Annotated in this window: 22 protein-coding genes; 11 read left to right on the top strand and 11 right to left on the bottom strand. The window is 69.1% G+C overall.

From position 1 onward, the window contains the following. Nucleotides 1-48 precede the first annotated feature (48 nt). The 3 genes from ACQPXM_RS20835 (at nucleotide 49) to ACQPXM_RS20825 (ending at nucleotide 4,522) form a co-directional block, all read left to right on the top strand. The gene (locus tag ACQPXM_RS20835) at nucleotides 49-834 is read left to right on the top strand and encodes an SGNH/GDSL hydrolase family protein (protein ID WP_432935510.1); all 786 of its coding nucleotides are present in this window, start codon (nucleotides 49-51) and stop codon (nucleotides 832-834) included. Between the two features lie 472 nt (nucleotides 835-1,306). Beyond that, entirely contained in the window at nucleotides 1,307-3,613 is a 2,307-nt protein-coding gene (locus ACQPXM_RS20830; protein ID WP_432935508.1) for a M4 family metallopeptidase, read from the top strand. Nucleotides 3,614-3,694: 81 nt separating this feature from the next. Then, nucleotides 3,695-4,522: an SRPBCC family protein gene (locus ACQPXM_RS20825; RefSeq protein WP_432935506.1), complete on the top strand. Its 828-nt coding sequence runs from the start codon at nucleotides 3,695-3,697 to the stop codon at nucleotides 4,520-4,522. Here the strand turns inward: ACQPXM_RS20825 and ACQPXM_RS20820 are convergent. Next, nucleotides 4,509-5,771: an MFS transporter gene (locus ACQPXM_RS20820; RefSeq protein WP_432935504.1), complete on the bottom strand. Its 1,263-nt coding sequence runs from the start codon at nucleotides 5,769-5,771 to the stop codon at nucleotides 4,509-4,511. The two genes, ACQPXM_RS20825 and ACQPXM_RS20820, sit on opposite strands and share 14 nt — an antisense overlap. After that, complete coding sequence (locus ACQPXM_RS20815) at nucleotides 5,768-6,985, bottom strand: aminotransferase class V-fold PLP-dependent enzyme (RefSeq protein ID WP_432935502.1); 1,218 nt, start codon at nucleotides 6,983-6,985, stop codon at nucleotides 5,768-5,770. The genes ACQPXM_RS20820 and ACQPXM_RS20815 overlap by 4 nt, the downstream gene beginning before the upstream one ends. Here ACQPXM_RS20815 and ACQPXM_RS20810 point away from each other — a divergent pair. Then, nucleotides 6,984-8,366 (top strand): PLP-dependent aminotransferase family protein, encoded by a 1,383-nt coding sequence (locus ACQPXM_RS20810; RefSeq protein ID WP_432935500.1) that lies wholly within the window; start codon nucleotides 6,984-6,986, stop codon nucleotides 8,364-8,366. The two genes, ACQPXM_RS20815 and ACQPXM_RS20810, sit on opposite strands and share 2 nt — an antisense overlap. Before the next feature lie 19 nt (nucleotides 8,367-8,385). On the opposite strand, the gene ACQPXM_RS20805 is transcribed toward ACQPXM_RS20810, so the two are convergent. Together ACQPXM_RS20805 and ACQPXM_RS20800 are read right to left on the bottom strand one after the other, a co-directional pair. After that, the gene (locus tag ACQPXM_RS20805) at nucleotides 8,386-10,671 is read right to left on the bottom strand and encodes an ATP-binding cassette domain-containing protein (RefSeq protein ID WP_432935498.1); all 2,286 of its coding nucleotides are present in this window, start codon (nucleotides 10,669-10,671) and stop codon (nucleotides 8,386-8,388) included. Nucleotides 10,672-10,770: 99 nt separating this feature from the next. Continuing rightward, complete coding sequence (locus tag ACQPXM_RS20800) at nucleotides 10,771-11,304, bottom strand: MarR family winged helix-turn-helix transcriptional regulator (protein WP_432935496.1); 534 nt, start codon at nucleotides 11,302-11,304, stop codon at nucleotides 10,771-10,773. Nucleotides 11,305-11,359: 55 nt separating this feature from the next. On the opposite strand from ACQPXM_RS20800, the gene ACQPXM_RS20795 reads away from it, so the two are divergent. The 6 genes from ACQPXM_RS20795 (at nucleotide 11,360) to ACQPXM_RS20770 (ending at nucleotide 16,965) form a co-directional block, all read left to right on the top strand. After that, nucleotides 11,360-12,076: an SDR family NAD(P)-dependent oxidoreductase gene (locus ACQPXM_RS20795; RefSeq protein ID WP_432935494.1), complete on the top strand. Its 717-nt coding sequence runs from the start codon at nucleotides 11,360-11,362 to the stop codon at nucleotides 12,074-12,076. 48 nt (nucleotides 12,077-12,124) lie between these two features. Next, nucleotides 12,125-13,162: a LacI family DNA-binding transcriptional regulator gene (locus tag ACQPXM_RS20790; RefSeq protein ID WP_432935492.1), complete on the top strand. Its 1,038-nt coding sequence runs from the start codon at nucleotides 12,125-12,127 to the stop codon at nucleotides 13,160-13,162. 93 nt (nucleotides 13,163-13,255) lie between these two features. After that, nucleotides 13,256-14,560 carry an extracellular solute-binding protein gene (locus ACQPXM_RS20785; RefSeq protein ID WP_432935490.1) on the top strand — a complete coding sequence of 435 codons (1,305 nt, stop codon included), beginning with the start codon at nucleotides 13,256-13,258 and terminating at the stop codon, nucleotides 14,558-14,560. A gap of 24 nt (nucleotides 14,561-14,584) precedes the next feature. After that, entirely contained in the window at nucleotides 14,585-15,526 is a 942-nt protein-coding gene (locus tag ACQPXM_RS20780) for a carbohydrate ABC transporter permease (RefSeq protein WP_432935487.1), read from the top strand. After that, nucleotides 15,523-16,425 (top strand): carbohydrate ABC transporter permease, encoded by a 903-nt coding sequence (locus ACQPXM_RS20775; protein WP_432935485.1) that lies wholly within the window; start codon nucleotides 15,523-15,525, stop codon nucleotides 16,423-16,425. The genes ACQPXM_RS20780 and ACQPXM_RS20775 overlap by 4 nt, the downstream gene beginning before the upstream one ends. Nucleotides 16,426-16,653: 228 nt before the next feature. Then, entirely contained in the window at nucleotides 16,654-16,965 is a 312-nt protein-coding gene (locus tag ACQPXM_RS20770) for a hypothetical protein (RefSeq protein WP_432935483.1), read from the top strand. Between the two features lie 75 nt (nucleotides 16,966-17,040). On the opposite strand, the gene ACQPXM_RS20765 is transcribed toward ACQPXM_RS20770, so the two are convergent. From ACQPXM_RS20765 to ACQPXM_RS20735, 7 genes are all read right to left on the bottom strand, one after another. Continuing rightward, nucleotides 17,041-17,382, bottom strand: a complete 342-nt coding sequence (locus tag ACQPXM_RS20765; RefSeq protein ID WP_432951058.1) for a YciI family protein — start codon at nucleotides 17,380-17,382, stop codon at nucleotides 17,041-17,043. An 81-nt stretch (nucleotides 17,383-17,463) separates the two neighbouring features. Beyond that, the gene (locus ACQPXM_RS20760) at nucleotides 17,464-18,249 is read right to left on the bottom strand and encodes a sugar phosphate isomerase/epimerase family protein (protein ID WP_432935481.1); all 786 of its coding nucleotides are present in this window, start codon (nucleotides 18,247-18,249) and stop codon (nucleotides 17,464-17,466) included. Between the two features lie 3 nt (nucleotides 18,250-18,252). After that, the gene (locus ACQPXM_RS20755; RefSeq protein WP_432935479.1) at nucleotides 18,253-19,107 is read right to left on the bottom strand and encodes a carbohydrate ABC transporter permease; all 855 of its coding nucleotides are present in this window, start codon (nucleotides 19,105-19,107) and stop codon (nucleotides 18,253-18,255) included. Further along, nucleotides 19,097-20,038, bottom strand: a complete 942-nt coding sequence (locus ACQPXM_RS20750) for a carbohydrate ABC transporter permease (protein ID WP_432935477.1) — start codon at nucleotides 20,036-20,038, stop codon at nucleotides 19,097-19,099. The genes ACQPXM_RS20755 and ACQPXM_RS20750 overlap by 11 nt, the downstream gene beginning before the upstream one ends. A 4-nt stretch (nucleotides 20,039-20,042) precedes the next feature. Beyond that, the gene (locus ACQPXM_RS20745; protein ID WP_432935475.1) at nucleotides 20,043-21,350 is read right to left on the bottom strand and encodes an ABC transporter substrate-binding protein; all 1,308 of its coding nucleotides are present in this window, start codon (nucleotides 21,348-21,350) and stop codon (nucleotides 20,043-20,045) included. Between the two features lie 13 nt (nucleotides 21,351-21,363). Continuing rightward, nucleotides 21,364-22,506 (bottom strand): mandelate racemase/muconate lactonizing enzyme family protein, encoded by a 1,143-nt coding sequence (locus ACQPXM_RS20740; RefSeq protein ID WP_432935473.1) that lies wholly within the window; start codon nucleotides 22,504-22,506, stop codon nucleotides 21,364-21,366. A gap of 17 nt (nucleotides 22,507-22,523) precedes the next feature. Then, complete coding sequence (locus ACQPXM_RS20735; RefSeq protein WP_432935471.1) at nucleotides 22,524-23,507, bottom strand: hydroxyacid dehydrogenase; 984 nt, start codon at nucleotides 23,505-23,507, stop codon at nucleotides 22,524-22,526. 92 nt (nucleotides 23,508-23,599) lie between these two features. Between ACQPXM_RS20735 and ACQPXM_RS20730 the strand changes: the two genes are divergently transcribed. Beyond that, nucleotides 23,600-24,490, top strand: coding sequence for a LysR family transcriptional regulator (locus ACQPXM_RS20730; RefSeq protein WP_432935469.1), 891 nt, complete (start codon nucleotides 23,600-23,602; stop codon nucleotides 24,488-24,490). The last annotated feature ends 3 nt before the right edge of the window (nucleotides 24,491-24,493 follow it).

Below are 24,493 nucleotides of genomic sequence, written 5' to 3'. Positions count from 1 at the left end.
GCCAGCAGAAGGGTCCCAGCCCCTCCAGTGCAAAGGCGGTCCGCCCCCATGAAACGCCTCCTCGCAGTCCTCGGCAGCGCGGTGCTCGGCACCGCGCTGCTGGTCAACCCGACCGTGGCCCACGCGGCCGTCTCGTACGTCGCCCTCGGCGACTCCTACGCCTCCGGCGTCGGCACCCGCAGCTACATCGCCGACAGCGGCGCGTGCCAGCGCTCCACCAAGTCCTACCCGTATCTCGACGCGGCCCGGATCGGCGCGACGCTGACCTCGGTCGCGTGCTCCGGTGCGCGGGTCGCCGACGTCACCGCGAACCAGCTCGGCCCGCTCAACGCGGCGGTCAACTTCGTCACGCTCCAGGTCGGCGGCAACGACGCCGGCTTCTCGTCGGTGATCACCGAGTGCGCGAAGCCGGCCTGGCTGGCCAACTGTGACGGCGCGATCAACACCGCTCAGGCGACGATCAACAACACGATCCCGGGCCGGCTCAACACGCTGTACGCGACGGTGCGCAGCCGGGCGACGAGCGCGAAGGTGATCATCGTCGGCTACCCGCGGCTGTTCAACGGCACCGACTGCAACGCGGGCACGTTCTTCAGCGCTGCCGAGATGACCCGGCTGAACCAGACCGCGGACCTGCTCAACGCCAAGATCGCCGCGGCGGCGAGCGCGGCCGGCTACACGTTCGTGAACCCGACCCAGGCGTTCATCGGGCATGCGGTCTGCGGCAGCCCGGAGTGGATCAACGGGCTGTCCAACCCGATCAGCGAGTCGTATCATCCGAACGTCACCGGCCAGGCGAGCTACTCCAATTTGGTGCAGCCGCACCTGAGCTGACACCCGACGGGCTGCGCGGCGCCTCTGTTCGTGGTGTGATGCAGAGGTGCCGCACCGGCCTGTCCGCCGGCTTCTCGCCGTTCCGGACCAGTGCACGGCTTCGGCCGCCCGGTGAGCGAGGCCGGCCCCGGAGGGGTGGCCGGTGTCGTCGCCGGATGGCCGGCGACAGCCTGACGAGGCCGTGAATCCCCTTCTCCTGTTGGCCTTCTGGTGTCGCGGACGCACCTGTGCCAGCACTCTGGGTAGTGGGCTCCGAGCCTGAGGCGATCGCGCGAAAGTCACCGTCTGTGAAAGCGTCGTCACGCTGGTGTGAGATGGGTCACGACCGGTCGCGTTCCGGATTCGCCGGATGACAGGGTGCAGCCGTCACGCGGCTTCCGGCGGTTTTCGGCGCCGGACCGCGGAAACCGGCCGAGGGCGAGCTTGGGGGCTTGGGGTTCTCGGCGACACGCATTACTGGGAGGAAATGCCTGTGAAAGCTCGCACCTGGCTGACCGGCCTCGCGGCCGGCGCAGTATCACTCGCCCTCGTGGCACCGGGGACGGCCGGCAGCGCCCCGGTCCAGGACGCGGCAACCGCCAAGAGTCCCGAGATCCGAACCGTGGAGACCCCGAAGGCCGGCGGTGCCGGTCTGGTGACCAAGCGGGACGCGACCGGTCGTGCCCACTCGGTCCGGCCGGCCACGCCGCTGAAGGCTCCGGCCTCGGTCAGCGCGCGGGCCGGCAAGTCCGCGACCAGCAAGCCCGACGCGATCGCCGTGGCCAAGGCCCAGGTGGCCCAGGTCGCGCCGTACTTCGGTGCGCGCCCGGCCGACCTGGTCGCGGAGAGGAGCAGCCTGTCCGAGTACGGCTCGCAGACCCGGTTCCAGCAGGTCATCGACGGCGTCGAGGTGTACGGCGGCGAGATCGTCGCCAGCCTGGACAAGTCCGGTGCGCTCGAGGCCGCGAACGGCGAGGTCGCGCTGGCGACGTACGGGACGTTCCCGGCCGCCGGCAAGGCCGACGCCGCGAAGACCACCGCGCAGGACGCGGCCGTGCAGGCGGTCGCCACCCGCGGCAAGCTCGACGCCGGCAAACTGTCCGCCAAGCTGCAGGGACCGCGCTGGCTCGACCTCGGCCTGGTCACCCGCCAGCCCGGTTCGGTCGCCATCCCGGTCTACCTGTACGACGTGACCGGTCCAGGCGACACTCGCTGGCAGGCGATGGTGCACGCGTCGGCCGGCAAGGCCCTGCTCGCCTGGGACCTGGCTGAGCACCTGAACCGCGTTGTCTGCGACGCGAATCGCGCCATCATCCAGACCGGCGCCGAGGATGTCCGTTGCGGCACGGTCTTCCCGGCCGGCCGCGCCGAGGGCCAGGCGCCGTCCGCGATCCAGGACGTCAACCAGGTCTACGCGTACTTCGGCGACACCTCCGACACCTACGCCTCGCTCGGCACCGACCTGACCGAGCTGATCGGCGTCGACTACGGCGACGGCCTGGGCAAGGCGCTGCGCGGCACGGTCCGGATCTGCGTCGACGGCGGCTGCCCGTACGCCAACGCGTTCTGGAACGGCGAGCAGATGGCCTTCGGCGAAGGCGTCAGCACCGACGACGTGACCGGCCACGAGCTGACCCACGGCGTCACCCAGCACACCTCCGGCCTGGCCTACCTGTGGGAGGCCGGTGCGATCAACGATGCGTTCTCCGACATCCTCGGTGAGTTCGTCGACCTGACCAACGGCTCCGCGGACGACACCGCGGCCAACCGCTGGCAGATCGGCGAGGGCTCGAGCCTGGGCGTGATCCGCAGCATGTCCGACCCGACCAAGTACGGCGACCCGGACCGGATGCGCAGCGACAAGTGGTTCGACGACGAGTTCTTCCAGGACAACGGCGGCGTGCACTTCAACTCCGGCGTCGGCAACAAGGCGGCGTACCTGATCTCCGACGGCGGCGCGTTCAACGGGCAGAAGATGCTCGGCATCGGCCTGGCCCGCTCCGAGGTGCTGTGGCACGAGACCCAGAAGGTGCTGACGTCGGGTGCCGACTACGGCGATCTGGCCGAGGGGCTGCGGGCGACCTGCGCCAAGCTGGCCAAGAAGAAGAAGTCCGGCATGACGAAGGCCGACTGCGCCCAGGTCGAGCTGGCGATCAAGGCCACCGAGATGGACTTCGAGCCGGCCGTCGGCAAGCCGGCCCAGGCGCCGGTCTGCGACACCGCCGGGGCGAAGACCAAGAGCCTGTTCAAGACGAGCTTCGCGACCTACCCCGACGGCAAGGTCGTGCGCGGTGAGGGCTGGGTGCTCGGCAAGGGCGAGGGTCTCGAGGGCTCGATGGTCGACACGTCGTACTCGCAGGACGGGGACGACTCGATGCTCGGTGTGGTGACCGATCCCGAGGGCTCGATCAGCCTGCAGACCGCGAACGGCACGAAGATCAAGAACCCGAAGACCTACCTGCGCTTCACGCACGCGTACAACTTCTACAACGTGTTCGTCATCTTCGCCGTCCGGACCGGCGCCGCGACCATGGAGTACTCCGACAACGGTGGCGCGACCTGGAAGGACACCGCCGGGCTGGACTGGAAGAACGGGCCGTCGGTGGATCCGAACTTCCCCGACGAGCCGGCCGCCTGGCACGGCAACTCCGGTGGCTGGGAGACCAGCCGGCTGGACCTGTCGGACTTCACCGGCAAGCAGCTGAAGTTCCGCTGGACCGGGCACGGCAAGGACTTCGCCGACCTGATCCCGGGCAACTGGTGGCTCGACAACGCCACGATCTACACCTGCTCGAAGTGAACTGAGACGAGGCCCGGCGGACACCGATCCGCCGGGCCTCGCGCTTGTCTTTTATATGCCTCGAACGGTATATATGAGGTCATGAGCGAATCACTGACCAGCGAGAACGGCCGGACCGTGCTGCGGATGCGGCGCCGGCTGGCCCACCCGCCGGACAAGGTCTGGCGGGCCCTGACCGATCCGGCCGAGCTGGCGCACTGGTATCCGGCGCTGGTCGAGGTGGATCTGCGCCTGGACGGCCGGATCGCGTTCACCTTCCCCGACGGCGAGGACGACTTCGTCGAGGACCCGGACCACACCGGGGTGATCCGCGCCTACGATCCGCCGCGGCTGCTGGAGTTCACCTGGGGGAGCGAGATCCAGCGCTGGGAAGTCACCCCGACCGACGACGGGTGCGAACTCAGCCTCACCTCGACGTACGACGACCGGGCGAGCTCGGCCAGCCTCACCAGCGGCTGGATCCTCTGCCTGGACGCGCTGGACAAGGCGCTGGGTGGCGACTCCGTACCGCGCGAGCACTACTCGGTCCTGCACGAACACTTCGTCAAGGTCTACGGGCTGGACCGCCCGGAGGTGCTTGCGGACGGCACCCTGCGCTTCGAGCGCCAGCTGACCGGACCCAAGGACGACGTCTGGGCCCGGCTGGCCGGCGGCGCGGAGGTTGTCACCGGCGACCTGCCACCCGGCGGTTTCGTTGCCGAGGGCATCGAGCCTGGTCCGGTCGCCGAGGTGGAGCAGCCGGTGCGGCTGGTGTATCCGGCGGGGGACGGATCGGTCACCTGGACCCTGCGCGACGGCAACGGCGGAGCCCGCCTGGTGCTCACCCAGACCGGCGCCGGCGCCGAACACGAAGCCGCCTGGCACGACCTGATCGAGTCCCTCGCCTCGGAGTCGGTCACCCGGACGTGACCGGCTCCGGCAGTCGTCTCAGGCGCACGACTGGTGACAGCAGCAAGACCGGCACCACGAGCGCCGAGGCGGCGGCCGCGACGATCAGCGCGCCCCGAGCGCCGAGAGCCTCCGACAGCAGACCGGCACTCAGGCCACCCAGCGCACCGCCGCCGAACAGCAGCGTCCGGAACACCGCGGTCATCCGGCCCATGAGTTCCGGCGGAGTGACGGTCTGCCGCAAGCTCACGATCACGACGCCGGCCACGCCGAGCCCGAGGTAAGTGAGGAAAAACGACGCGATCACCGTCGCGAGCAGCACCGGCTCGGGCCCGCCCGCCAGCGGGATCAGGACCGGTCCGAGCAGCAGCATCGACTGCGCGATCAGGTAGACGCGCCCGACCGGGAAGTGGGCCACCACCCGTCGCGAGATCGCCGACCCGATCAGGCCGCCGACCGACGCGGCGGCGAACACCACGCCGAGGGTCTGCGCGCCGAGCCGCAGGTCACGGCTGCCGTAGAGCAGGAACATCGTCCACACCGTGATCATCGAGAAGTTGCAGCACAGGCCGATCAACGCCAGCGCGCGCAGCAACGGCCGGCCGAACACCCAGCGCAGACCGTCGAGCAGTTCCCGTCCGGCGTGCCGTCGGTCGTCCTTGGGTGGATGCGGTTCCGGTGTGCGGATGAACAGCAGCGTCAGCACCGAGACGGCGTACGAGCAGGCGTCGACGACCAGTGCGATCGGCGCGGTGAGCCAGCCGACCAGCACACCGGCCAGACCGGGCCCGGCGACATCGGTCGCGCTGGACGTCATGGCGAGCTTCGCGCTTGCTTCGACGTACTGGCGTGGGTCGCGGACGAGGACCGGGACGTAGGCCATCCAGCTGACGTCGAACAGGACCGACGCGACCCCGATGGCGGTTGCCATCAGCAACAAAACCGGCAGCGTCAGCAGATCGGCCCAGTGCAGCAGCGGGATCGCGCCGAGCAGGAGGAGCCGGCCGAGGTTGGCGCCGAGCATCACGCGGCGCCGGCGCGCCCGGTCCACCCAGACCCCGAAGATCAGCGCGAGCCCCAGATAGGGCAGCAGTTGCAGGAAGCGCAGCAGTCCGACCTCCCGGTCCGACGCGCCGAACACCTGCAGGGCGGTCAACGGCAGCGCCAGCGTGGTGACCTGGCTGCCGAGCAGCGACAGCGTCTCGCCGAACCAGAACCGCCGGAAGTCGCGGTTGGTCCGCAACGGGGGAGCGGAGTACGAGGTGGTCATCGCGGCGCCAGTTCGGCGATCGCGGCGACCACCTGCGCGACCTCGTCCTCGGTGTTGTAGTAGTGCGGCGACAACCGCAGGCACCAGTCGACGTCCTTGTCGCCGAAGTCGTACTGGGCGAACTCGCGAAAGCTCAGCGCCGAGTTGATTCCACGCGCGTCGAGCGCGGCCTTGAACTCCTGCGGCTGCCGGCCCTCGACGGTGACGGTCACCAGGGCGCCGAGCTGCCGGCCCCGATCCAGCGCCCGTACGCCGGGCAGCGCGTCGAGCCGGTCCCGCAGATCGGCGGCGAGCGCCGGCGTCCGGTGCGCGATGACGTCGAGACCGACCTGCCGGGCGTACCGGACTGCCTCTGCGCTGCCGATCACCGCGGCGTACGGGAACTCCCAGTCCTCGAAGCGCCGGGCGGTCGGGCTCGGCGTGTAGGTCTCCGGGGCCGACCAGCTCGCGCCGCGCATGTCGATGAACAGCGGCTCGTACCCGGCCCCGAGCACGCGATCGGACACGTACAGAAAACCCGTACCGCGCGGGCCGCGCAGGAACTTGCGGCAGGTGCCGGTCAGGAAGTCGCACCCGATCCGGTCGACGTCCAGCGGGTACTGCCCGACCGACTGGCACGCGTCGACCAGATACAGCAGGTCCAGCTCCCGGCAGTGCCGGCCGATCTCCTCGACCGGCTGGACCAGTCCGGAGTTGGTCGGGATGTGGGTCGCGGCCACGAGTCGCGGGCGCCGTGAGCGCATCAGAGCCGCCATCGCGTCGACGTCCACCCCGCCTTCGGGCAGGTCGGGCGCGTGCACGATCTCGACCCAGAACCGCCGCCGCAGCGACAGGAACGCGAGCTGGTTGGAGATGAAGTCGTTGCGGGTGGTCAGGATGACGTCGCCGCGCTCGAACGGGATCGCCGACAGCGCGGTCGCGTACGCGTGGGTGGCGCTGCCGGCGAAGGCGATGTTGCCCGGGGCACAGTTCAGCAGCGCGGACAGCTCGGTGTAGAAGGCTTGGACCTGCTCGGCCCGTGCGGCGGCCGCCTCGTACCCACCGATCCGCGCCTCCAACTCCAGCTGCCCGAGTACGGCGGCCAGCACGGGGGTGGCGAGCAATCCGCAGCCCGCGTTGTTGAAGTGGACCACCTCGGCCGTGCCGGGAGTGTCGGCGCGGAGGGCGAGTAGTGATTCCCGGGTCAGCTCAGTAGCGCTAGCATCAGCTCTCATGAACGACAGTAGCACTACTGGTGGACTCGGCAACGGTCTGCGGGCGCTGGTCCGCGAGCTGTCACCGGGCCAGAAGCTGCCGAGCAACCGTGAGCTGGTCGACCGGTACCGGGTGGGCCCGGGGACCGTGGTCAAGGTGATCGCACAGCTGGCCGCGGAAGGGGTGGTCGAGACCCGTCCGGGCAGTGGAACGTTCGTTGCCCTGCCTTCGCGGGGCGCACCGGTGCTGCCCGACTTCGGATGGCAGACCGTCGCCCTCGCCGACCGGACTGTCGATCCCGGCCGGCCGCTCGACACCTCGTGGCCGGCCGGCACGATCCGCCTCGACGGCGGCTACCTGCACGAGTCCCTGCAACCGGTCCGTGCCTTGGGCAACGCGCTCGCCCGCGCCGCCCGGCGACCGGGTGCCTGGGATCGCGCTCCCGTGAACGGTCTGCAGTCACTGCGAGCGGTCTTCGCGACGTGGTGCGGTCCGTCCGTGACGCCGGACGACGTACTGGTCACCGGTGGGGGTCAGAGTGCGCTCTCGATCGCGTTCCGCGCGATCGCCGCTCCAAGCAGTCCGGTGCTCGTCGAGTCGCCGACCTATCCGGGTGCGCTGGCGGCGGCGAGGGCCGCCGGGCTCAGTCCAGTGCCGGTGCCGATCGACGCCGACGGGCTGCGACCGGAGTTGCTCGCGGAGGCCTTCGCCCGGTCGGGTGCCAGGCTGCTCTACTGCCAGCCGACGTACCAGAACCCCACCGGTGCGGTGCTGTCGACCGAGCGGCGGCGTCAGGTGGTGGAGGTGGCACGAGCAGCCGGCGCGTTCGTGCTGGAGGACGACTTCGCCAGGTTCCTGGGCCACGGCGGTCCCACCGCGCCGCCCAAGCCGCTGCTGTCCGACGACCGGGACGGCACGGTCGTGCTGATCACCTCACTGACGAAACCGGCGGCCCCGAGTCTGCGGGTCGGGGCCTTGGTCGCCCGTGGACCCGTGCTGGAGCGGCTGCGGTCCGTACGGCAGGTGGACGACTTCTTCGTCCCGCGACCGTTGCAGGAGGCCGCGCTCGAACTGGTCGCCGCGCCGTCGTGGGAACGCCAGCTCAAGACGCTCGGGGCCGCGTTGCGCGAACGCCGCCGCGTGCTGATGACGGCGTTGGAGCAGCATCGACCGGACTGGGCCGTGGATCACGTGCCGGCCGGTGGGCTTCACCTGTGGGTCCGGGTCGGGTCGGACGACGTGTCGCTGACCGCGGCCGCGCGCGACCTGGGGGTCGGGGTGAGCCAGGGCAGTCGCTACTTCGCCACCGAGCGGCCGGGGTCCTGGTTGCGGTTCAACTTCGCTGCCGCGGCCGATCCGGTGGAGCTCGCCGAGGCGGCGCGGCGGCTCGCCGGGCTGTGAGCTCCACCGGATCGCGGGATCAGGCCGTCGCGCCGACGTACTGGCGCAGGTGCTCGGCGGTGAGCGAGGCGCTGGACTCGACCAGGTCGGCCGGGGTGCCTTCGAAGACGATCCGGCCGCCGTCGTGACCGGCGCCCGGGCCAAGGTCGATCAGCCAGTCGGCATGGGCCATCACCGCTTGGTGGTGCTCGATCACGATCACCGTGTTGCCGTCGTCGACCAACCCGTCCAGCATCGTCAGCAACTGGTCGACGTCGGCCAGGTGCAGGCCGGTGGTCGGCTCGTCGAGGATGTAGATCGATCCGCGCTTGCTCATGTTGATCGCCAGCTTCATCCGCTGGCGTTCGCCGCCGGACAGGGTGGTGAGTGGTTGCCCAAGGCTCAGATACCCCAGGCCGACCGAGCTCAGCCGGTCCAGGATCGTCCGCGACGGTCCGCGCGCGAAGAACTCCCGCGCCTCGGTGACCGTCATGCGCAGCACCTCGCTGATGTTCTTGCCGCGCAGCTGGTAGGCGAGTACCTCCGGGGTGAACCGGGCGCCGTTGCACTGTTCGCACGCCGACGACACCTCGGCCATCATGCCGAGGTCGGTGTAGACCAGCCCGATGCCCTTGCAGGTCGGGCAGGCGCCGACGGAGTTCGCGCTGAACAGTCCCGGCTTCACCTTGTTGACCTTCGCGAACTCGGCCCGGATCGGATCCAGCAGGCCCGTGTACGTCGCGGGGTTGCTGCGCCGCGAGCCGCGGATCGGGTCCTGGCCGGCGACGATCACGCCGTCCCGGCCGGCCAGTGAGCCGTGGATCAGCGAGCTCTTGCCCGAGCCCGCGACGCCGGTGACCACCGTCAGCACGCCGAGCGGCACGTCCACGCTGACGTCCTGCAGGTTGTGCAGGTTCGCCCCTTCGATCCGCAGGCTGCCCGTCGGCGTCCGGACCTTCTCGCGCAGCGCGACCTTGTGGTCCAGGTACCGCCCGGTCAGCGTGCCGGACTTCAGCAGGCCCTTCACGTCGCCGGCGTAGCAGAGCCGGCCACCGGCCAGCCCGGCGCCGGGCCCGAGGTCGACGACGTGGTCGGCGATCCGGATCGTCTCCGGTTTGTGCTCGACCACCAGCACGGTGTTGCCCTTGTTCTTCAGTTGCAGCAGCAGTTCGTTCATCCGCTGGATGTCGTGCGGGTGCAGCCCGACGGTCGGCTCGTCGAAGACGTAGGTGACGTCGGTCAGCGCCGACCCGAGGTGGCGGACCAGCTTCACCCGCTGCGCCTCACCGCCGGACAGCGTGCCCGACTCGCGATCCAGGCTGAGGTATCCCAGCCCGATGTCGACCATCGAGTCCAGCGTCTCGCGCAGCCCTTCCAGCATCGGCCCGACCGACGGGTCGTCGATCCCGCGGACGAACTCGGCCAGGTCGCTGATCTGCATCGCCGAGCACTGCGCGATCCCGACCCCGTCGATCCGCACCGCCCGCGCGGCCGCGTTGAGTCGCGCACCGTCGCACTCCGGGCACCGCCCGAGTTTCAGCGCGCGATCCGCGAACGCCCGCGCCGCGCTCTGCATCGCGTCGCGGTCCTTGCCCAGGTACTGCTTCTTCACCTTGACCACGAGCCCCTCGAAGGTGAGGTTGCTCGTGCCGACCTTCACCTTCGTGGTGGGGGAGTACAGGAACCTCTCCCACTGCTCGGCCGGGTAGTCGCCCAGGGGCAGGTCCGGGTCGAACAGGCCAGAGTTCGCGAACAGCTGCCAATACCAGGTGTCGACGCCGAACCCAGGCGCCTTGATCGCACCCTGGTTCAGCGACTTGTCGCGGTCCACCAGTTCGTCGAGGTCCACCTCGGTCGCCTTGCCGAGGCCCTCGCAGACCGGGCACATGCCCTCGGCCCGGTTGAAGCTGAACGCCGACGGCGGCCCGGCGGACGGCGTACCGATCCGGCTGAACAGGATCCGCAGCATCGTGTGCGCGTCGGTCGCGGTGCCGACCGTCGAGCGGGCGTTGGCGCCGATGCGTTCCTGGTCGACGATGATCGCGGCGCTGAGGTTGCGCAGCGAGTCGACGTCGGGCCGGGACAGGCTGGGCATGAAGTTCTGGACGAAGGCGGTGTAGGTCTCGTTGATCAGCCGCTGGGACTCCGCGGCGATCGTGCCGAAGACCAGCGAGGACTTGCCGGAGCCGGAGACCCCGGTGAAGACGGTCAGGCGGCGTTTGGGGATGTCCAGCGAGACTCCGCCGAGGTTGTTCTCGCGGGCTCCGCGGACCTGGATCACGTCGTGGCTGTCGGCGGTGTCGTCGGTCGAACGCGTGAAAGGCATGCCTTCAATCGTCTCATTGAAGCGCCCATAAAAGCTTTGCCGCCGTAGTCCCGCGAGCGGACCCTGCAGAACCTTCAACACGACGGTGAAGCTTCGAGTTCAGCCCAGGCGGTCCTGGACGGCGTCCAGCAGCTCCTGCAACTGCCGGCCCAGCTGCTCGCGCTGCCCGGCTTCGAGCGACGACACCAGCTCCGCCTCCCGGGTCAGCACCTGGTCCACCGTTCGCTCGATCAGCTCGTGCCCACCGGGCGTCAGCGACACGACCACGCGCCGCGCATCCTCCGTGCGGCGGCTGACCAGACCCGCCTCCTCGGCCCGCCGTACCCGTTGGGAGATCGCGCCGGCCGTCACCAGCGTGCGAGCGGTCAGCTCCCGCGTGCTCAACTCGTACGGCGGCCCGCTGCGCCGCAGCACACTGAGCAGATCCAGCGTCGCCGGGTCGACGCCGAGCTCGGCCAGCAGCCGCCGCCGGTCGTCCGCGAACAACTTCGCCAGTCGCCACAGGGGAGTGACGATGCCGATCGACTCGGTCGGCACGCCGGGCCGCTCCCGCTGCCAGGCCCGCGCGATCTCCATCGCGGGATAGCTGCTCGGCGCGTCCAGCGGATAGGAGTCGGAGAACTTGTCGGCCATGCGGGTCATGCTACGTTTAGGTCTAAACATTTAGACCTAAACGTAAGGAGATGGCGTGTCGAGAACGATCGTGGTGACCGGGGGAGCGACCGGGATCGGCCGTGCGGCGGCAGCGCTGTTCCGCGCCGACGGCGACCGCGTGGTGATCACCGGCCGGCGGGCCGAAGTCCTGAAGCAGGCCGCCGACGACTTGGGCGCCGAGGGCGTCGTGTGCGACGCGACGGATCCGGCGCAGGTCGCCGACCTGGCCGCGGCGCTGCCGGAGCGAGTCGACGTACTGGTGAACAACGCCGGCGGCAATACCGACCTCGGTGCGCCCCAGGCCGGTGACGACCTCGGCCAACTGGCGCAGAACTGGCTCGCCAACTACACAGCCAACGTGGTGTCCGCCGTGCTGACCACCACCGCCTTGGCGCCGCGGCTCACGACGGCCGCCATCCACCTCGGTTCGATCGCCGGGACCCGAGGCGGCGGCTCGTACGGCGCCGCGAAGTCCGCGCTCGCCACCTGGAGCCTGGATCTGGCCGCCGAGCTCGGACCACGCGGGATCACCTCCAACGTGGTGGCTCCCGGATACACCGCGGAGACCGAGTTCTTCCAGGGCAAGCTGTCCGACGAGCGACGCCGGTGGCTGGTGGACTCGACCCTGACAGGCCGCGCCGGTACGCCGGACGACGTGGCCGCGCTGATCCACTTCCTGGCCTCGCCGGGCGCGCGACACCTCACCGGCCAGGTCCTGCACGTGAACGGCGGTGCACTCACCACCCGATGACAACGAAGGCATCCGCGGCAGCCCGCGCGCGTCGGTGAGAATGGGCCCATGCGTGCCACCGTCAAGGACGTCGCCAAGCTGGCCGGGGTGTCCCCGAAGACGGTGTCGAACGTCATCAACGGCGTCGTGTTCGTCCGGCCGGAGACGCGGGCCAAGGTCGAGCAGGCGCTCAGCGAACTCGACTACGTGCCGAACCTGAGCGCCCGCGGACTGCGCAACGGCCGGTCCGGCATGATCGGCCTGGCCCTGCCGGATCTGCTCCGGCCCTACTCGGCCGAGATCACCCACCTGGTCGTCGAGCTCGCGCACGAGCGCGGCTGGGGTGTGCAGATCGAGCAGACCGCCGCGGAGCCCGACCGCGAGTACGACCTGCTCTCGAAGGCCCGGTCGCACCAGATCGACGGCCTGATCCTCAACCCGGTCAACCTCGACGACAGCGCGGTGATGTCGGCCGGCCCGCTGCCGCCCGTCGTACTGATCGGGGACGTCGACCAGGACGTCGTCAGCCAGGTCTGCATCGACAACGTCAGCGCCGCACGCGACATGACGCAGCACCTCGTCGACCAGGGCTACCGCCGGATCGCCGCGGTCGGTACGCCGGAAGTCCCCAACCGCACCGGCCGGGTCGGCGGCAGCACCGACTCAGCCGGTACGGCGGCCGCGCGGCTGCGCGTGATCGGCTACCGCGAAGTGCTCACGGCGGCCGGCTGCTACGACCCGGCGCTCGAGATCGGCCTGGACCGGTGGAGCCCCGAAGGCGCCGCGACGGTCGTCGGCCAGTACCTGGAACAGCACGAACCGCCGGACGCGATCTTCTGCTTCACCGACACGATCGCCAGCGGCGCGTTGTCGGCCTTGTGGTCGGCGGGCATCTCCGTACCGGAGCGCTGTGCGGTCGCCGGTTTCGACAACATCCTCGAGAGCCGGTACACGGTGCCGCCGCTGACCACCGTGGACTTCGACCGGCGGCTCTTCGTCGCGTCGGCCCTCGACCTGCTCGCCGAGCGGATGTCCGATCCCGCCGCGACACCGCGCCGGATCGTCGTACCGCATCGCCTGGTGACCCGCGCCAGCACCACACGTTAGCCAACACATTCCGACAAAAACCATGATCTCCAGGTCTTGTCAGCGCATTGCAACGATGTAATGATCGGTGCCGCCTGCGAAGGGACACCGCCCATGACACCGTTCGACGGTCAGATCTCCCGGCGCCGCCTGCTCTCCGGAGCCGCCGCGCTGGCCGGTGGAAGCGTGTTGTCCGGCTGCGCGCCGGGCGCTCGCGGTTCCACCGACGAACTCAGCTACTGGCACCTGATGAGCGGCGGCGACGGGATCGTGATGGCCGGCCTGGTCGACGCCGTGAACGCGATGAACGCCGGATTCCGCGCCGAGCAGACCGTGCTCGCCTGGGGAGCGCCGTACTACACGAAACTGGCGATGGCCTCGGCCGGCGGGCGCGCGCCCGATCTCGCGGTCATGCACGCGTCCCGGATCGCCGGCTACGCGCCCGGCGGACTGCTCGAGCCGTGGGACGTCGAGCTGCTCGCCGAGGTCGGCGTGCACGAGCGAGACTTCCCGCCGCTGGTGTGGCAGAAGGGCGTGTACGACGGCAAGCTGTACTCGATCGCGCTCGACACGCACCCGTTCGTGCTCTACTACAACACCCAGCACGCCGAGAAGGCCGGCGTCACCGACACGATCGCGACGATGGACAGCCCGGAGCAGTTCATCGAGGTCGCGGCGAAGCTGCAGAACATCACCCGCAAGCACGGACTGTCGTACGGGTACCTCGGTGACCCGGCGCAGATGTGGCGGCTCTTCTACACCTTCTACCGCCAGACCGGCGCGGAGCTGAAGCTCGTGCCCGGCATGAAGGCCGAGGCCGACCAGGCGGCCGCGGTGAAGGTGCTCGATTTCGTGCGCTCGTTGCTGAACGACACGATCGCCACTCGCAGCGGCGACGGCGGTACGGCGGTCAGCGAGTTCCTGCACGGCGAGAGCGGCCTGCTCTTCGGCGGTGTGTGGGAACTGCCGGTGCTGAAGGCCTCCAAGATGCCGTTCGACGCGATGCCGATCCCGGCGCTGTTCGGGCAGCAGGCCGCGTACGCCGACTCGCACACCTTCGTGCTGCCGCGGCAGTCGCGAACGGACCCCGAACGTCGCCGCCATACCTACCAGCTGGTCGCCGAGCTGCTGAAGCGCTCGGTCACCTGGGCCGAGGGCGGCGGGCACATCCCGGCGTACCAGCCGGTGGTGAAGAGCCCGGAGTACCTCGCGCTGAAGCCGCAGTCGAACTACGTCGGCATCCCGGCCTACGTCAACTACGACCCGGACGTCTGGTTCAGCGGCGCCGGCAGCGATTTCACCAACTACTTCGCGGAGAACCTGCAGAACGTCTATCTCGGCAGCGGGGACCCGGCGGCCGGCTTCGACGGGTTCGTGCGGCGGCTGAACAAGCTGCTCGACCGCCCGCAACCGGTCTGAGCTCATCCAGAGAGGGAGATCGCGATGCCGACAGCAGTCGACAGTCCGGCCGCCGAGGTGGTGGTTGCGGATGGCAACACAGCCGGCGCCGTCCGGGCCCGGCGCGACGAGTCACTGACCGGATGGGCCTTCGCGGCGCCGTTCGCGGTGCTGTTCGTGCTGTTCCTGGTGGTCCCGGCCGGCTACGGCCTCTACCTGAGCTTCACCGGCGAGACGCTGACCGGCGCGAACGGCGACCTGGTCGGCTTCGCCAACTACGCCGAGGCGCTCGGCGATCCCGACATGTGGAGGTCGTTCGGCAACACCGTGTGGTTCACGGTGCTGAGCACGATCCCGCTGGTGGTGCTGTCGCTGGCGTTCGCGCTGCTGGTCAATCTCGGGCTGCCCGGCCGATGGTTGTGGCGGCTGTCGTTCTTCCTGCCCTACCTGCTGGCCTCGACGGTTGTCGTGCTGTTCTGGGCGTGGATGTACAACCCGAAGCTCGGGCTGTTCAACGGCGTACTGGCCGAGTTCGGCATCGCGCCGATCGCCTGGCTGCAGGACCCGAACGTGGCGATGATCTCGGTCGTGCTGACCACGCTGTGGTGGACGATCGGGTTCAACTTCCTGCTCTACCTGGCCGCGCTGCAGAACATCCCCGAGCAGCAGTTCGAGGCGGCCGCGATCGACGGCGCCGGCAAGTGGCGCCAGCTGTTCTCGATCGTGATTCCGCAGCTCGCGCCGACCACCGCGCTGATCCTGACCCTGCAGGTGCTCGCGTCGCTGAAGGTGTTCGACCAGATCTACATGCTCACCAACGGCGGCCCGGCCGGCTCCACCCGGCCGATCGTGCAGTACATCTACGAGGCCGGCTTCACCGGTTACCGGTTCGGCTACTCGTCCGCGATCTCCTACCTCTTCTTCGCGATCATCGTGGCGATCTCGATCGCGCAGTACAAGCTGATCAACCGCAGGAGCGCCCAGTGAGCACCTATTCGTTGTCGAGAGGTCTTCAGCGCAACAAAACGGCGTACCGGCAGGGCCACAAGCCGGGGGAGAATCCGTGGAGCGTGTCCCGGATGGTCGCGCTGCTGATCCTGGCGTTCCTGGCCGCGACCTGGCTGGTCCCGTTCGCGTGGGCGATCCTCACCTCGCTGAAGAGCGAGGCCGACGCCGGAGCGTCCACGCTCAGCCTCAGTCCGCCCGACGGCTTCAGCCTCGATGCCTACCGCAAGGTGCTCAGCGCGGGCGACATCCCGCTGTGGGCGTGGAACAGCCTGCTCACCTCGGTGCTGATCACGGTCATCACGGTCGCCACGTCGGCGCTGGCCGGTTACGCGTTCTCCCGGATCAGCTTCCACGGCCGGCGCTGGCTGTACGCCGCGATCATCGCGGCGATCATCATTCCGCCGCAGCTGCTGATCGTTCCGCTGTTTCGCCAGATGCTTGCCTTCGACCTGGTCGACACCCATTGGGGAATCATCCTGCCGCAGGCGTTCGCGCCGGCGATGGTGCTGATCCTGAAACGCTTCTTCGACCAGATCCCGGTCGAACTGGAAGACGCCGCCCGCGTCGACGGCGCGCACCGGCTGCGGGTGTTCTGGTCGATCGTGCTGCCGTTGTCGCGGCCAATTCTCGCCGCGGTCGCGATCTTCGTGTTCATCGGTGCGTGGAACAACTTCCTGTGGCCGTTCATCGTCACCACCGACGCCGACCTGATGACGTTGCCGGTCGGTCTGCAGACCGTGAAGAGCGCGTACGGCCTGCAATACGCGCAGAACATGGCCTCCGCGATCCTGGCCGCACTGCCGCTGGTCCTGGTCTTTCTGTTCTTCCAGCGCCAGATCATCAAGGGCATCGCGACCACCGGATTCGGGGGCCAGTAGTTCCGGGGCGAACGCGCTGGGTGGACAAGCGTTCCGGCAGGCGGGAAACCTGACCTCATCCCTTGAAAACGCCGTCACTGTCAGCAAGGCTGCCGTGATCACTCCGTTGCGGTGAGGCGTGCCGGAGTGCGGCAACTGTGCTCGCGTCGGTGCTGCGAAAACCGTTGCACCGGCGGCAGTTGCGTCTTTTCAACTGTCCCTCGGGGGACCCGATGAGGAGGGGGATCTGTGTCAGCCATGAGGCGGCTCGCCGAGCAGCGCCGTGATGTGAGGAGTCACGGCACGACAGCGCTCGGCAGGGCTTCGATCCAACCAGCGGTCTGCACCGGCATCCACGAGGTGAGCTCGTCGATCCCGGCCGGGCGGCCGCGACGCGTGGCGGTTCTGACCTTGAGCAACGGTCTGACCACCACCCTGCGCCTGCGCGACGGTGCCCCGGCACCCGAGCAGGGCGCGACGGTGTTCGTCCGGGGTGGCCGCGGGATGGGTGATCAACCCGCCACAGGTGGGGTCACTCTCGCGCCGGTACGTCCCAGCTAGAACACCCGGCTGCAGCAGCGACTCGCCGGTCTCAGGTCAACGCCGAGCTGAGCCCGGCAAGTCGCTGGAAACGAATCACTCGTCGAGCGGCTGGATGAGTCCCCGGACCTCGACCGGGGAGTACTTCGCCTCCTCCAGCCGCGCGGCCAGTTCGGTCGCCCGGTCCAGGTCGCACTCGAACAGGTAGTAGCCGGCCAGCACTTCCTTCGCCTCCGTGAACGGCCCGTCCGTCACCGCCGGCGTACTGTCACGGACTTGGACCACCCGAGCCCCTGACGTCGTCAGTCCCTGGGCCTCGATCAGCTCACCACTGGCCCGCGTCTCGGCCAGCAGGGCGCGGTGCACGTCGTGCACCGACTCCATCCCCTCGGCTTCCAGCGCCTTCCAGGTCTCCTCGTTGCCGTAGATCAGCACCATGTACTTCACGTCGCCTCCTCGGGTTCCGTCCGAGGCTACGTCGGAGCCGGTGCCGTCAGCTCGACACCGGTCCGGCGCGTTCTACAGCCCAGCGGCCGCCTTCGCGGCGTCGAGGTCGATCTTCAGCCGGTCCGTCGTCGGGACCGACGGATCGGAGTACTGACCGCTCAGGCAGATCGGTCCGTGCCAGCCGAGTCGGCTCAGGGTCGCGAACGCGCTCGACCAGTTGGCCAGACCGTCGCTGCCCTGCACGAACCACGGCCGCCACGCCCCGCCGACGTCGCCGGTCGGCTCGGTCGGTACGTAGGTGACGTTCTTCAGGTTCACGATGCCGAGCCGGTCGCCGGCCAGCTCCAGCGTGACCGCCGGATCGTCACCCGCCAGTACGTCGTGCGCCGCGTCCCAGACCACCTTGAACTGGCCGGGCAACCCGTCGAGCAGTTGCACGACACCGAGCGTCGACGCGACGAACCTGCCGTGATGCGGCTGCACCCCGACCTGTACGCCGTACTGCGCGGCGTGGCCGGCCGCGGCCTCGAGCTGCTCGCGGTTGCGTCGTACCGATGCCGGGTAGCCGTCCGGGCCGAGCTCGGCCATGATCCGGATCATCGGGACCCCTGCCGCGGCCGCCGCCGCGAAGGTGGACTCGTCGAGCCCGCCGGCGATGCTGATCGGCTCGACGCCGGCGGCCCGGAGCTGCTCGGTGAACCGCGGCAGCACCTTCTCCGCCCTCGCCGGCGTCACGTACGACGTGTCCCGGACGGGGATCTCCGCGCCGGTGAAGCCGAGTCCGGCGACGAGCTCGCCCAGCTCGTCCCCGGGCAGTGCGGCCCACGGTTTGGTGAAGACGGACCAGATGTAGGTCATGAGTCAGCGGCCTCCGAGTCCACTCATGGTGATGCCCTTGACGAACCAGCGCTGGGTGAGGAAGAACAGCACGATCAACGGCACGGTCGTGATGGTCGCTGCCATCAGCAACAGGTTCCACTGGGTGCCGTTGGTGTCCTGGAACACCTGCAGCCCGACCGCCGCGGTCCGGGTCGCGTCGGTGTTGGAGATCACGAGTGGCCACAGCAGGTTGTTCCACTGCCCGATGAACTTGAACACCGCCAGCGTCGCGATCGCCGGCACGGCCAGCGGCACGATCACCCGGACGAAGGCCTGCCACCGGTTCGCGCCGTCGAGGCGGGCGGCCTCCTCGTAGTCGCGCGGGATGCCGAGGAAGAACTGCCGCAGCAGGAACACGCCGAGCGCGGTGAACGCGTGCGGCAGGATCATGCCCGGCCAGGTGTCGATTCCCTGCAGCTTGGCGACCAGCACGAACTGCGGGATCAGCGTCACCTGCGACGGGATCATCAGTGTCGCCAGGTAGACGCCGAACAACCAGGTCCGGCCCGGGAACTGCAGCCTGGCGAACGCGTACGCCGCGAGCGCGGCCGTCACGGTCTCCAGCAGCGTCGTACCGGCCGCGAAGATCACCGTGTTCACCAGGTAGCGGCCCAGCGGGACCAGGTCGAACGCGCGGGTCAGGTTCTCCGGGTGCCAGCTGCTCGGCCAGAACGACGGCCGCGCGGCCATCGACTCGGCGTCGGACTGGAACGCCACCAGCACCATCATCACGACCGGCACCAGTGTCACCGCGGTGACCACGAAGCAGGCGAACACGACCAGCTTCCGGGTCGCCACCGGGTTCTTGCGCAGGGGAGCGAGTGCGTCAGTTGTCATAGTGGACGAGCCTCCGCTGGAGCAGGAACTGGGCCGCGGTGATCACCACGATGAAGCCGAACAGGACCAGCGACTGCGCCGCGGCGTACCCCTGGTCGTAGTTCTCGAAGCCGGTCCGGTAGATGTACATCACCAGCGTCGTGGTCCTCGATCCCGGACCGCCGTTGGTCATGATCAGGGCCTGGTCGAAGACCTGGAACGAACCGATGATCGACGTCACCACGACGAAGAACAGCGCGGGAGACAGCATCGGCAGCGTGACGCTGCGAAACGTCTGGAGCGCGTTGCTGCCGTCCACCTTCGCGGCCTCGTACAGCTGCTGCGGGATCGCCTGCAACCCGGCCAGGAAGACCACCATGCCGAAGCCGAAACTCTTCCACACGCTCATCGCGATCAGCGCCGGCATCGCCCAGCCGTCGGAGATCAGCCAGGCCGGCCCGTCGATGCCGACCAGCCCGAGCACGGCGTTCACCAGGCCGTCGTGCGGGATGTAGAGCCAGATCCAGACGAACGCGACCGCGACCGTGATGGTTGCGTAGGGCAACAGCAGCAACGAGCGGAAGACCGCGATCCGGCGGACGCCCTCGTTCAGCAGCAGCGCCAGCGCCAGGCTGACCAGGATCGTGACCGGCACGCTGAGCAAGGTGAAGTACGCCGTGTTGCCGAGCGCGGACCAGAAGGTCGGGTCGGGACCGAGCCGGGCGAAGTTCTTGAGGCCGGCCCAGGTCGGGGAGCTGAACAGGTTCCAGTTCAGCAGGCTGATCACGCCCGCCGCGAGGACCGGTCCGGCGGTGAAGGCCAGGAAGCCGATCAGGCTGGGCAGGATGAACAGCCAGGCGGTGAACGCCTCGCGGTTCTTGGCCTTCTTCGCGCCGGCCGGCCGCTGGTGGCGAGCGGCTGCCGCGGTGGCGGGCAGGGTGTCGACGGCCATCGGATCACCCCTTCCGGGCCGAGGCTTGACGGATGTTGTCCTGGTGCTGCTCCATCAGGACGTCGAGGCGCGGCGTCAAGCCGTCGATCGCCTCCTTGACCGTGACCTGGCCGAGGAATGTCCTCGGCAGGTCCTGGCCGAGCAGTTGCTTGACCTGGTTCCAGTTCGTGGTCACGTCGAACGGATGCCCACCGGCGACCTTGCCGGCCAGGATGTCCTGGACGATGCCGAGGTTGTCCGGCGGCGGCTTGAACGCGCTGCCGGCCGACAGCCGGGCGGGATTGTTGCGGCCGGCCCGGGCATAGATGTCGAGGGCCCCTTTGCTGGTCAGGGTCTTGAGCAGCTTCCAGGCCAGCTCCAGGTCGTCGCCGCGGACCTTCGCCGGGATCGCGAAGCTCGACCCCGACACCCGCGGCGTACTGCCGGCCGCGCCGGCCGGGAACGGGACGATGTCCCAGTCGAACTTCGCCTTCCGGACGTTGACCACCTGCCACGGACCGTTCTGCATGAACGCGACGTTGCCCTCGAGGAAGTTGGACAGCGAACTCTCGGTGACCAGGTTCGCGATCGGCGGCGTGACCTTGTCCTTGACGAACAGGTCGACGACGAACTGGATCGCCTCCATCGCTTCCGGCGCGTTCAGCGCGCTCTTGGTGGCGTCGGCGTTCATCACGTTGCCGCCGGCGCAGTAGATCCACGACACCAGGTCGTCGATGGCCGGCGCGCAACTGAAGCCGTACTGGTCCGGTGGCCGGGTCAGCTCCTCGGCCAGGTCGCGGAACGTCGCCCACGTCATCGGCTCTGTCCGCGACGGCAGCGCGATGCCCTGCTTCTGCAACAGCGTCTTGTTGTAGTACAGCACCGTCGGCGCGACGTCGAAGCCGATCCCGTAGGTCTGCTCGTTGAACGTGCTGATCGTGCGAATCGGCTGGTAGAAGTCGTCGAGCGCGAAGTCGGGGTCCTGGGCGATCAGGTCGTCCAGCGGGCGGTGCGCACCGCGGGCGGCGTACGTCGGGATCAGGGTGCCGTTCAGCGCGGTGACCAGGCTGGCGGTGCCGCTGACCAGTTGCAGGTCGAGTTTGGTCGGGTAGCCGCTGGAGGGGGTGAGGTTGGGAACGGACTTGATCTTCAGCTCGCGTTCGACGTAGGCGCTGAAGTCCTCCCACACCTTGCGTTCGGCCGGGCTGCTGGACCACATGGCCCAGCTCGCGGCCCCGGACGGTGGGCCGGACGAACAGCCGGCGGCGGCTGCGCCGAGGCCGGCCAGGCCGGTCAGCTTGAGCACGCTGCGGCGGGACAGCTGTGTCTGCATCAGGGGGAACTCCTCAGGTGAAGAGCAGGTCGATCGACTCGGCGCGGATCCGCTCCTCGTCGACCTCGACGCCCAGGCCAGGGGCGGTGGGGACCGTCGCGACGGCCTTGGTGATGGTCAGTCCTTCGACGTACAGGTCGGACAGCAACTCCGGCCCGTTCAGCTCGGCGGGCAGTGCCAGCTCCAGCTGGCTGAAGACGTGCAGCGCGGCCGCGAAGCCGATGCCGCAGTCGGTCAAGCCGCTGGAGAGAATCTCGAGACCGCCGGAGAGCGCGACCTGGGCGGTCTTCAGCGCGTTGCGCAGGCCGGCCGACTTGGCGACCTTGATCACGACCAGATCGGCAGCGTCGAGTTGCAGCGTGCGGGCCAGATCCTGTGCGGTGAAGCTGCCCTCGTCGATCGCGACCGGTAGATCGATCAGGCCGCGCAGCCTCCGCATCGCCAGCAGGTCCGTGCTCGGCACCGGCTGCTCGACGCAGTGGATCGTGCGGATGTCGCGAGTCCGGTCGAGCAATTGCTTGAGGGCGCTCGGTCGGTAGGACTGGTTCGCGTCGAGCCACAACGGCTTGGCGCCGGCGACCTCCGCGACCGCCTCGATCGCGGCGGCGTCCTGGTCGGGATCGCCACCGATCTTCACCTTGTACGCCGCATAGTCCGACGACTGCCGGGCGTGCTCGCGCACGATCTCCGGCGCACCGACCCCGATCGCCGAGCAGAGCGGGATCTCGTCGTGCACCTTGCCGCCGAGCAGCGCGTGCACCGGTACGCCGGCCAACTTGCCGGCCGCGTCGTGCATGGCCAGGTCGACGGCCGCGCGGGCGAACGGGAAGCCGTTCGACACCGAAGGGCTGAGCCGCTTGGCCGCCTGCTGGTGGAACAGCTCGACGTCGAACGGCGTCAGCTCCAGCAGGATCGGGGTCAGGTGCCGGTTGATCACCACCGCGATCGTCTCGGCGGTCTCGTAGCTCCAGCTGGGGAGCGCTCTCTGCTCTCCCCACCCGACCACGCCGTCCTCGGTGGTCAGCTTGACGAACACCACGGCACCGGCCTGGTCGGGCCTTTCGTCCGGGCGCCCGACCGTACCGCTGCCGAGCACGAACTGCCGCGCGAACGGCACCGCGACAGCGAACACCTCAACCGATCTGATCCGCGACATCGGGAGCCTCCTTCCGCTCAGGCCTGGATCGACCAGGAGGACGGATCGACGTAGCTGGGACCGCGCGTGCCGTGCTCGAGGTACTGCAGGACATCGGCGATCACGTAGCCGGCCAGCGCCAGATGACCCTCCTCGGTGTCACCCGCGACATGCGGGGTGAGCAGCAAGTTCGGTGCCTCGAGCACCTTCTGCTCCAGCGTCGGCGGCTCGGGGTCGTACACGTCGAGCGCGGCGTAGATCCGCCCGTCGAGCGCGTGCTCGAGCAACGCCTGCTGGTCGATCGCGGGACCGCGCGACGAGTTGACGACCACCGCGCCGTCCGGAAGCTGCTCGATCAGCTTCCGCGTCACCAGGCCCTTGGTCTCCGGGACGTCGGGCACGTGCAGACTCACGAATCCGGCCTGCAGCGTCTCCTCGAGTTCCGCCCGCCGGACCCCGAGTTCGGCGGCGCGCTCGTCGCTCAGGTAGGGGTCGTAGACGACGACGTCGCATTCGAACGGCTTCAGCAACGTGATCAGTGCCCGCGCTGTCGAGCTCGCACCGAGAATCCCGACCTTTGCGCCGGCGAGTTCGTGCCCGCGGTACGCCGTCTGCTTCCAGCCGCCCGCGCGGATCGCACCGTCGAAGCGGGGGAGCCGACGGGCCAGCGTCAGCATCGAGGCCAGGCAGTACTCGCCGACCGACCAGGCGATCCGGCCGCCGGCGGAGAAGACCGCGACGCCCTGCTCGAAGATCGCCGGGTCGACCAGCTTCTTCACCGAGCCGGCCGCGTGCGCGACCACCTTCGGGCCGCTGCCGTCGGACCAGATCGAGGGGTGCAGGTGCGGCGTACCCCAGCTGGTCAGCACCACGTCGGCGTCACGGGAGAGCGCGGTCACCGTTTCCGGGCTGGTCTCCGGCGCCCAGGTCACCGCGAACTTCGCCTCGATCAGTTCCCGGGTCCGCGGGCTGATCACGTCCTCGGCGCGCTCCGGCGTCATCACCACGGCCAGCTTGCTCACGGGGGCTCCTCACCTGTCGACTGGTCTGAAGGTAAGGGCTTTCCGTTATGCTCGTCCAAGCCCGATTCCGCATCGATCGATACCGAGGGCGCATGGATCTGTCACTGCAGCAGCTCAGAGGGTTCGTCGCGGTCGCCGAGGAGCAGCACTTCGGCCGGGCCGCCCAGCAACTGAACATGACCCAGCCGCCGTTGACCCGCCAGGTCCAGGCTCTGGAGCGCTCTCTCGGCGTGAACCTGTTCGACCGGACCGGCAGGGGAGTGCGGCTGACCGCGGCCGGTGCGGTTTTCCTCGAACACAGCCGCCGGGTGCTCGCGCTGCTGGAAGTCGCACCCGAGGCGACCCGGCGCGCCGCCGAAGGCCAGACCGGCACGCTGCGGCTCGCGTTCACCGCGATCGGCGCGTACGCCGTACTGGCTGACTTCCTGGCGATGGTGAACCGGCGCATCCCCGCGGTCAGCGTCGAGCTGACCGAGCTGGTCAGCCCCGACCAGTACGAAGCGCTCGCCAACCTGGAGATCGACCTCGGCCTGGTTCGCCCGCCGATTCCCGACGGCTTCGAGTCGCTGCTCGTGCACACCGAGGACCTGGTGCTCGCCGTACCGGCCGATCACAAGCTCGCGACCGGCGACGCGCCCGTGACGTTGGCCGACGTCACCGACGAGTACATCGGCTACAGCCCTGAGGGATCGCGCTATCTGCACGACATCTGCGCCGCGATGATCGGCATGAACCGCTACGCCGTCAGCCAGCTCGCGTCGCAGGTCCCGACGATGCTCGCGCTGGTCCGGGCGGGACTCGGCTGCGCGCTGGTCCCACGCTCGATCATGGCGATGGGCGTTGAGGGCGTTCGCTACCGCGAACTCGACGCCGCCGACGCGCACTCGGTCACCCTGCACGCCTGCTGGAGTCCGGACAGCCCGAACCCCGCGCTGCAACGTCTGGCAGAGTCACTGCGCAAGCAACCGCAGTTGGAGGAGTAAGCC

Origin of the sequence: Kribbella sp. CA-253562 (genome assembly GCF_050942265.1) — a bacterium.
Lineage (GTDB): Bacteria > Actinomycetota > Actinomycetes > Propionibacteriales > Kribbellaceae > Kribbella.
Note: the sequence above shows the minus strand (reverse complement) of the source record. Positions and strands in the feature narration are given on the sequence as shown.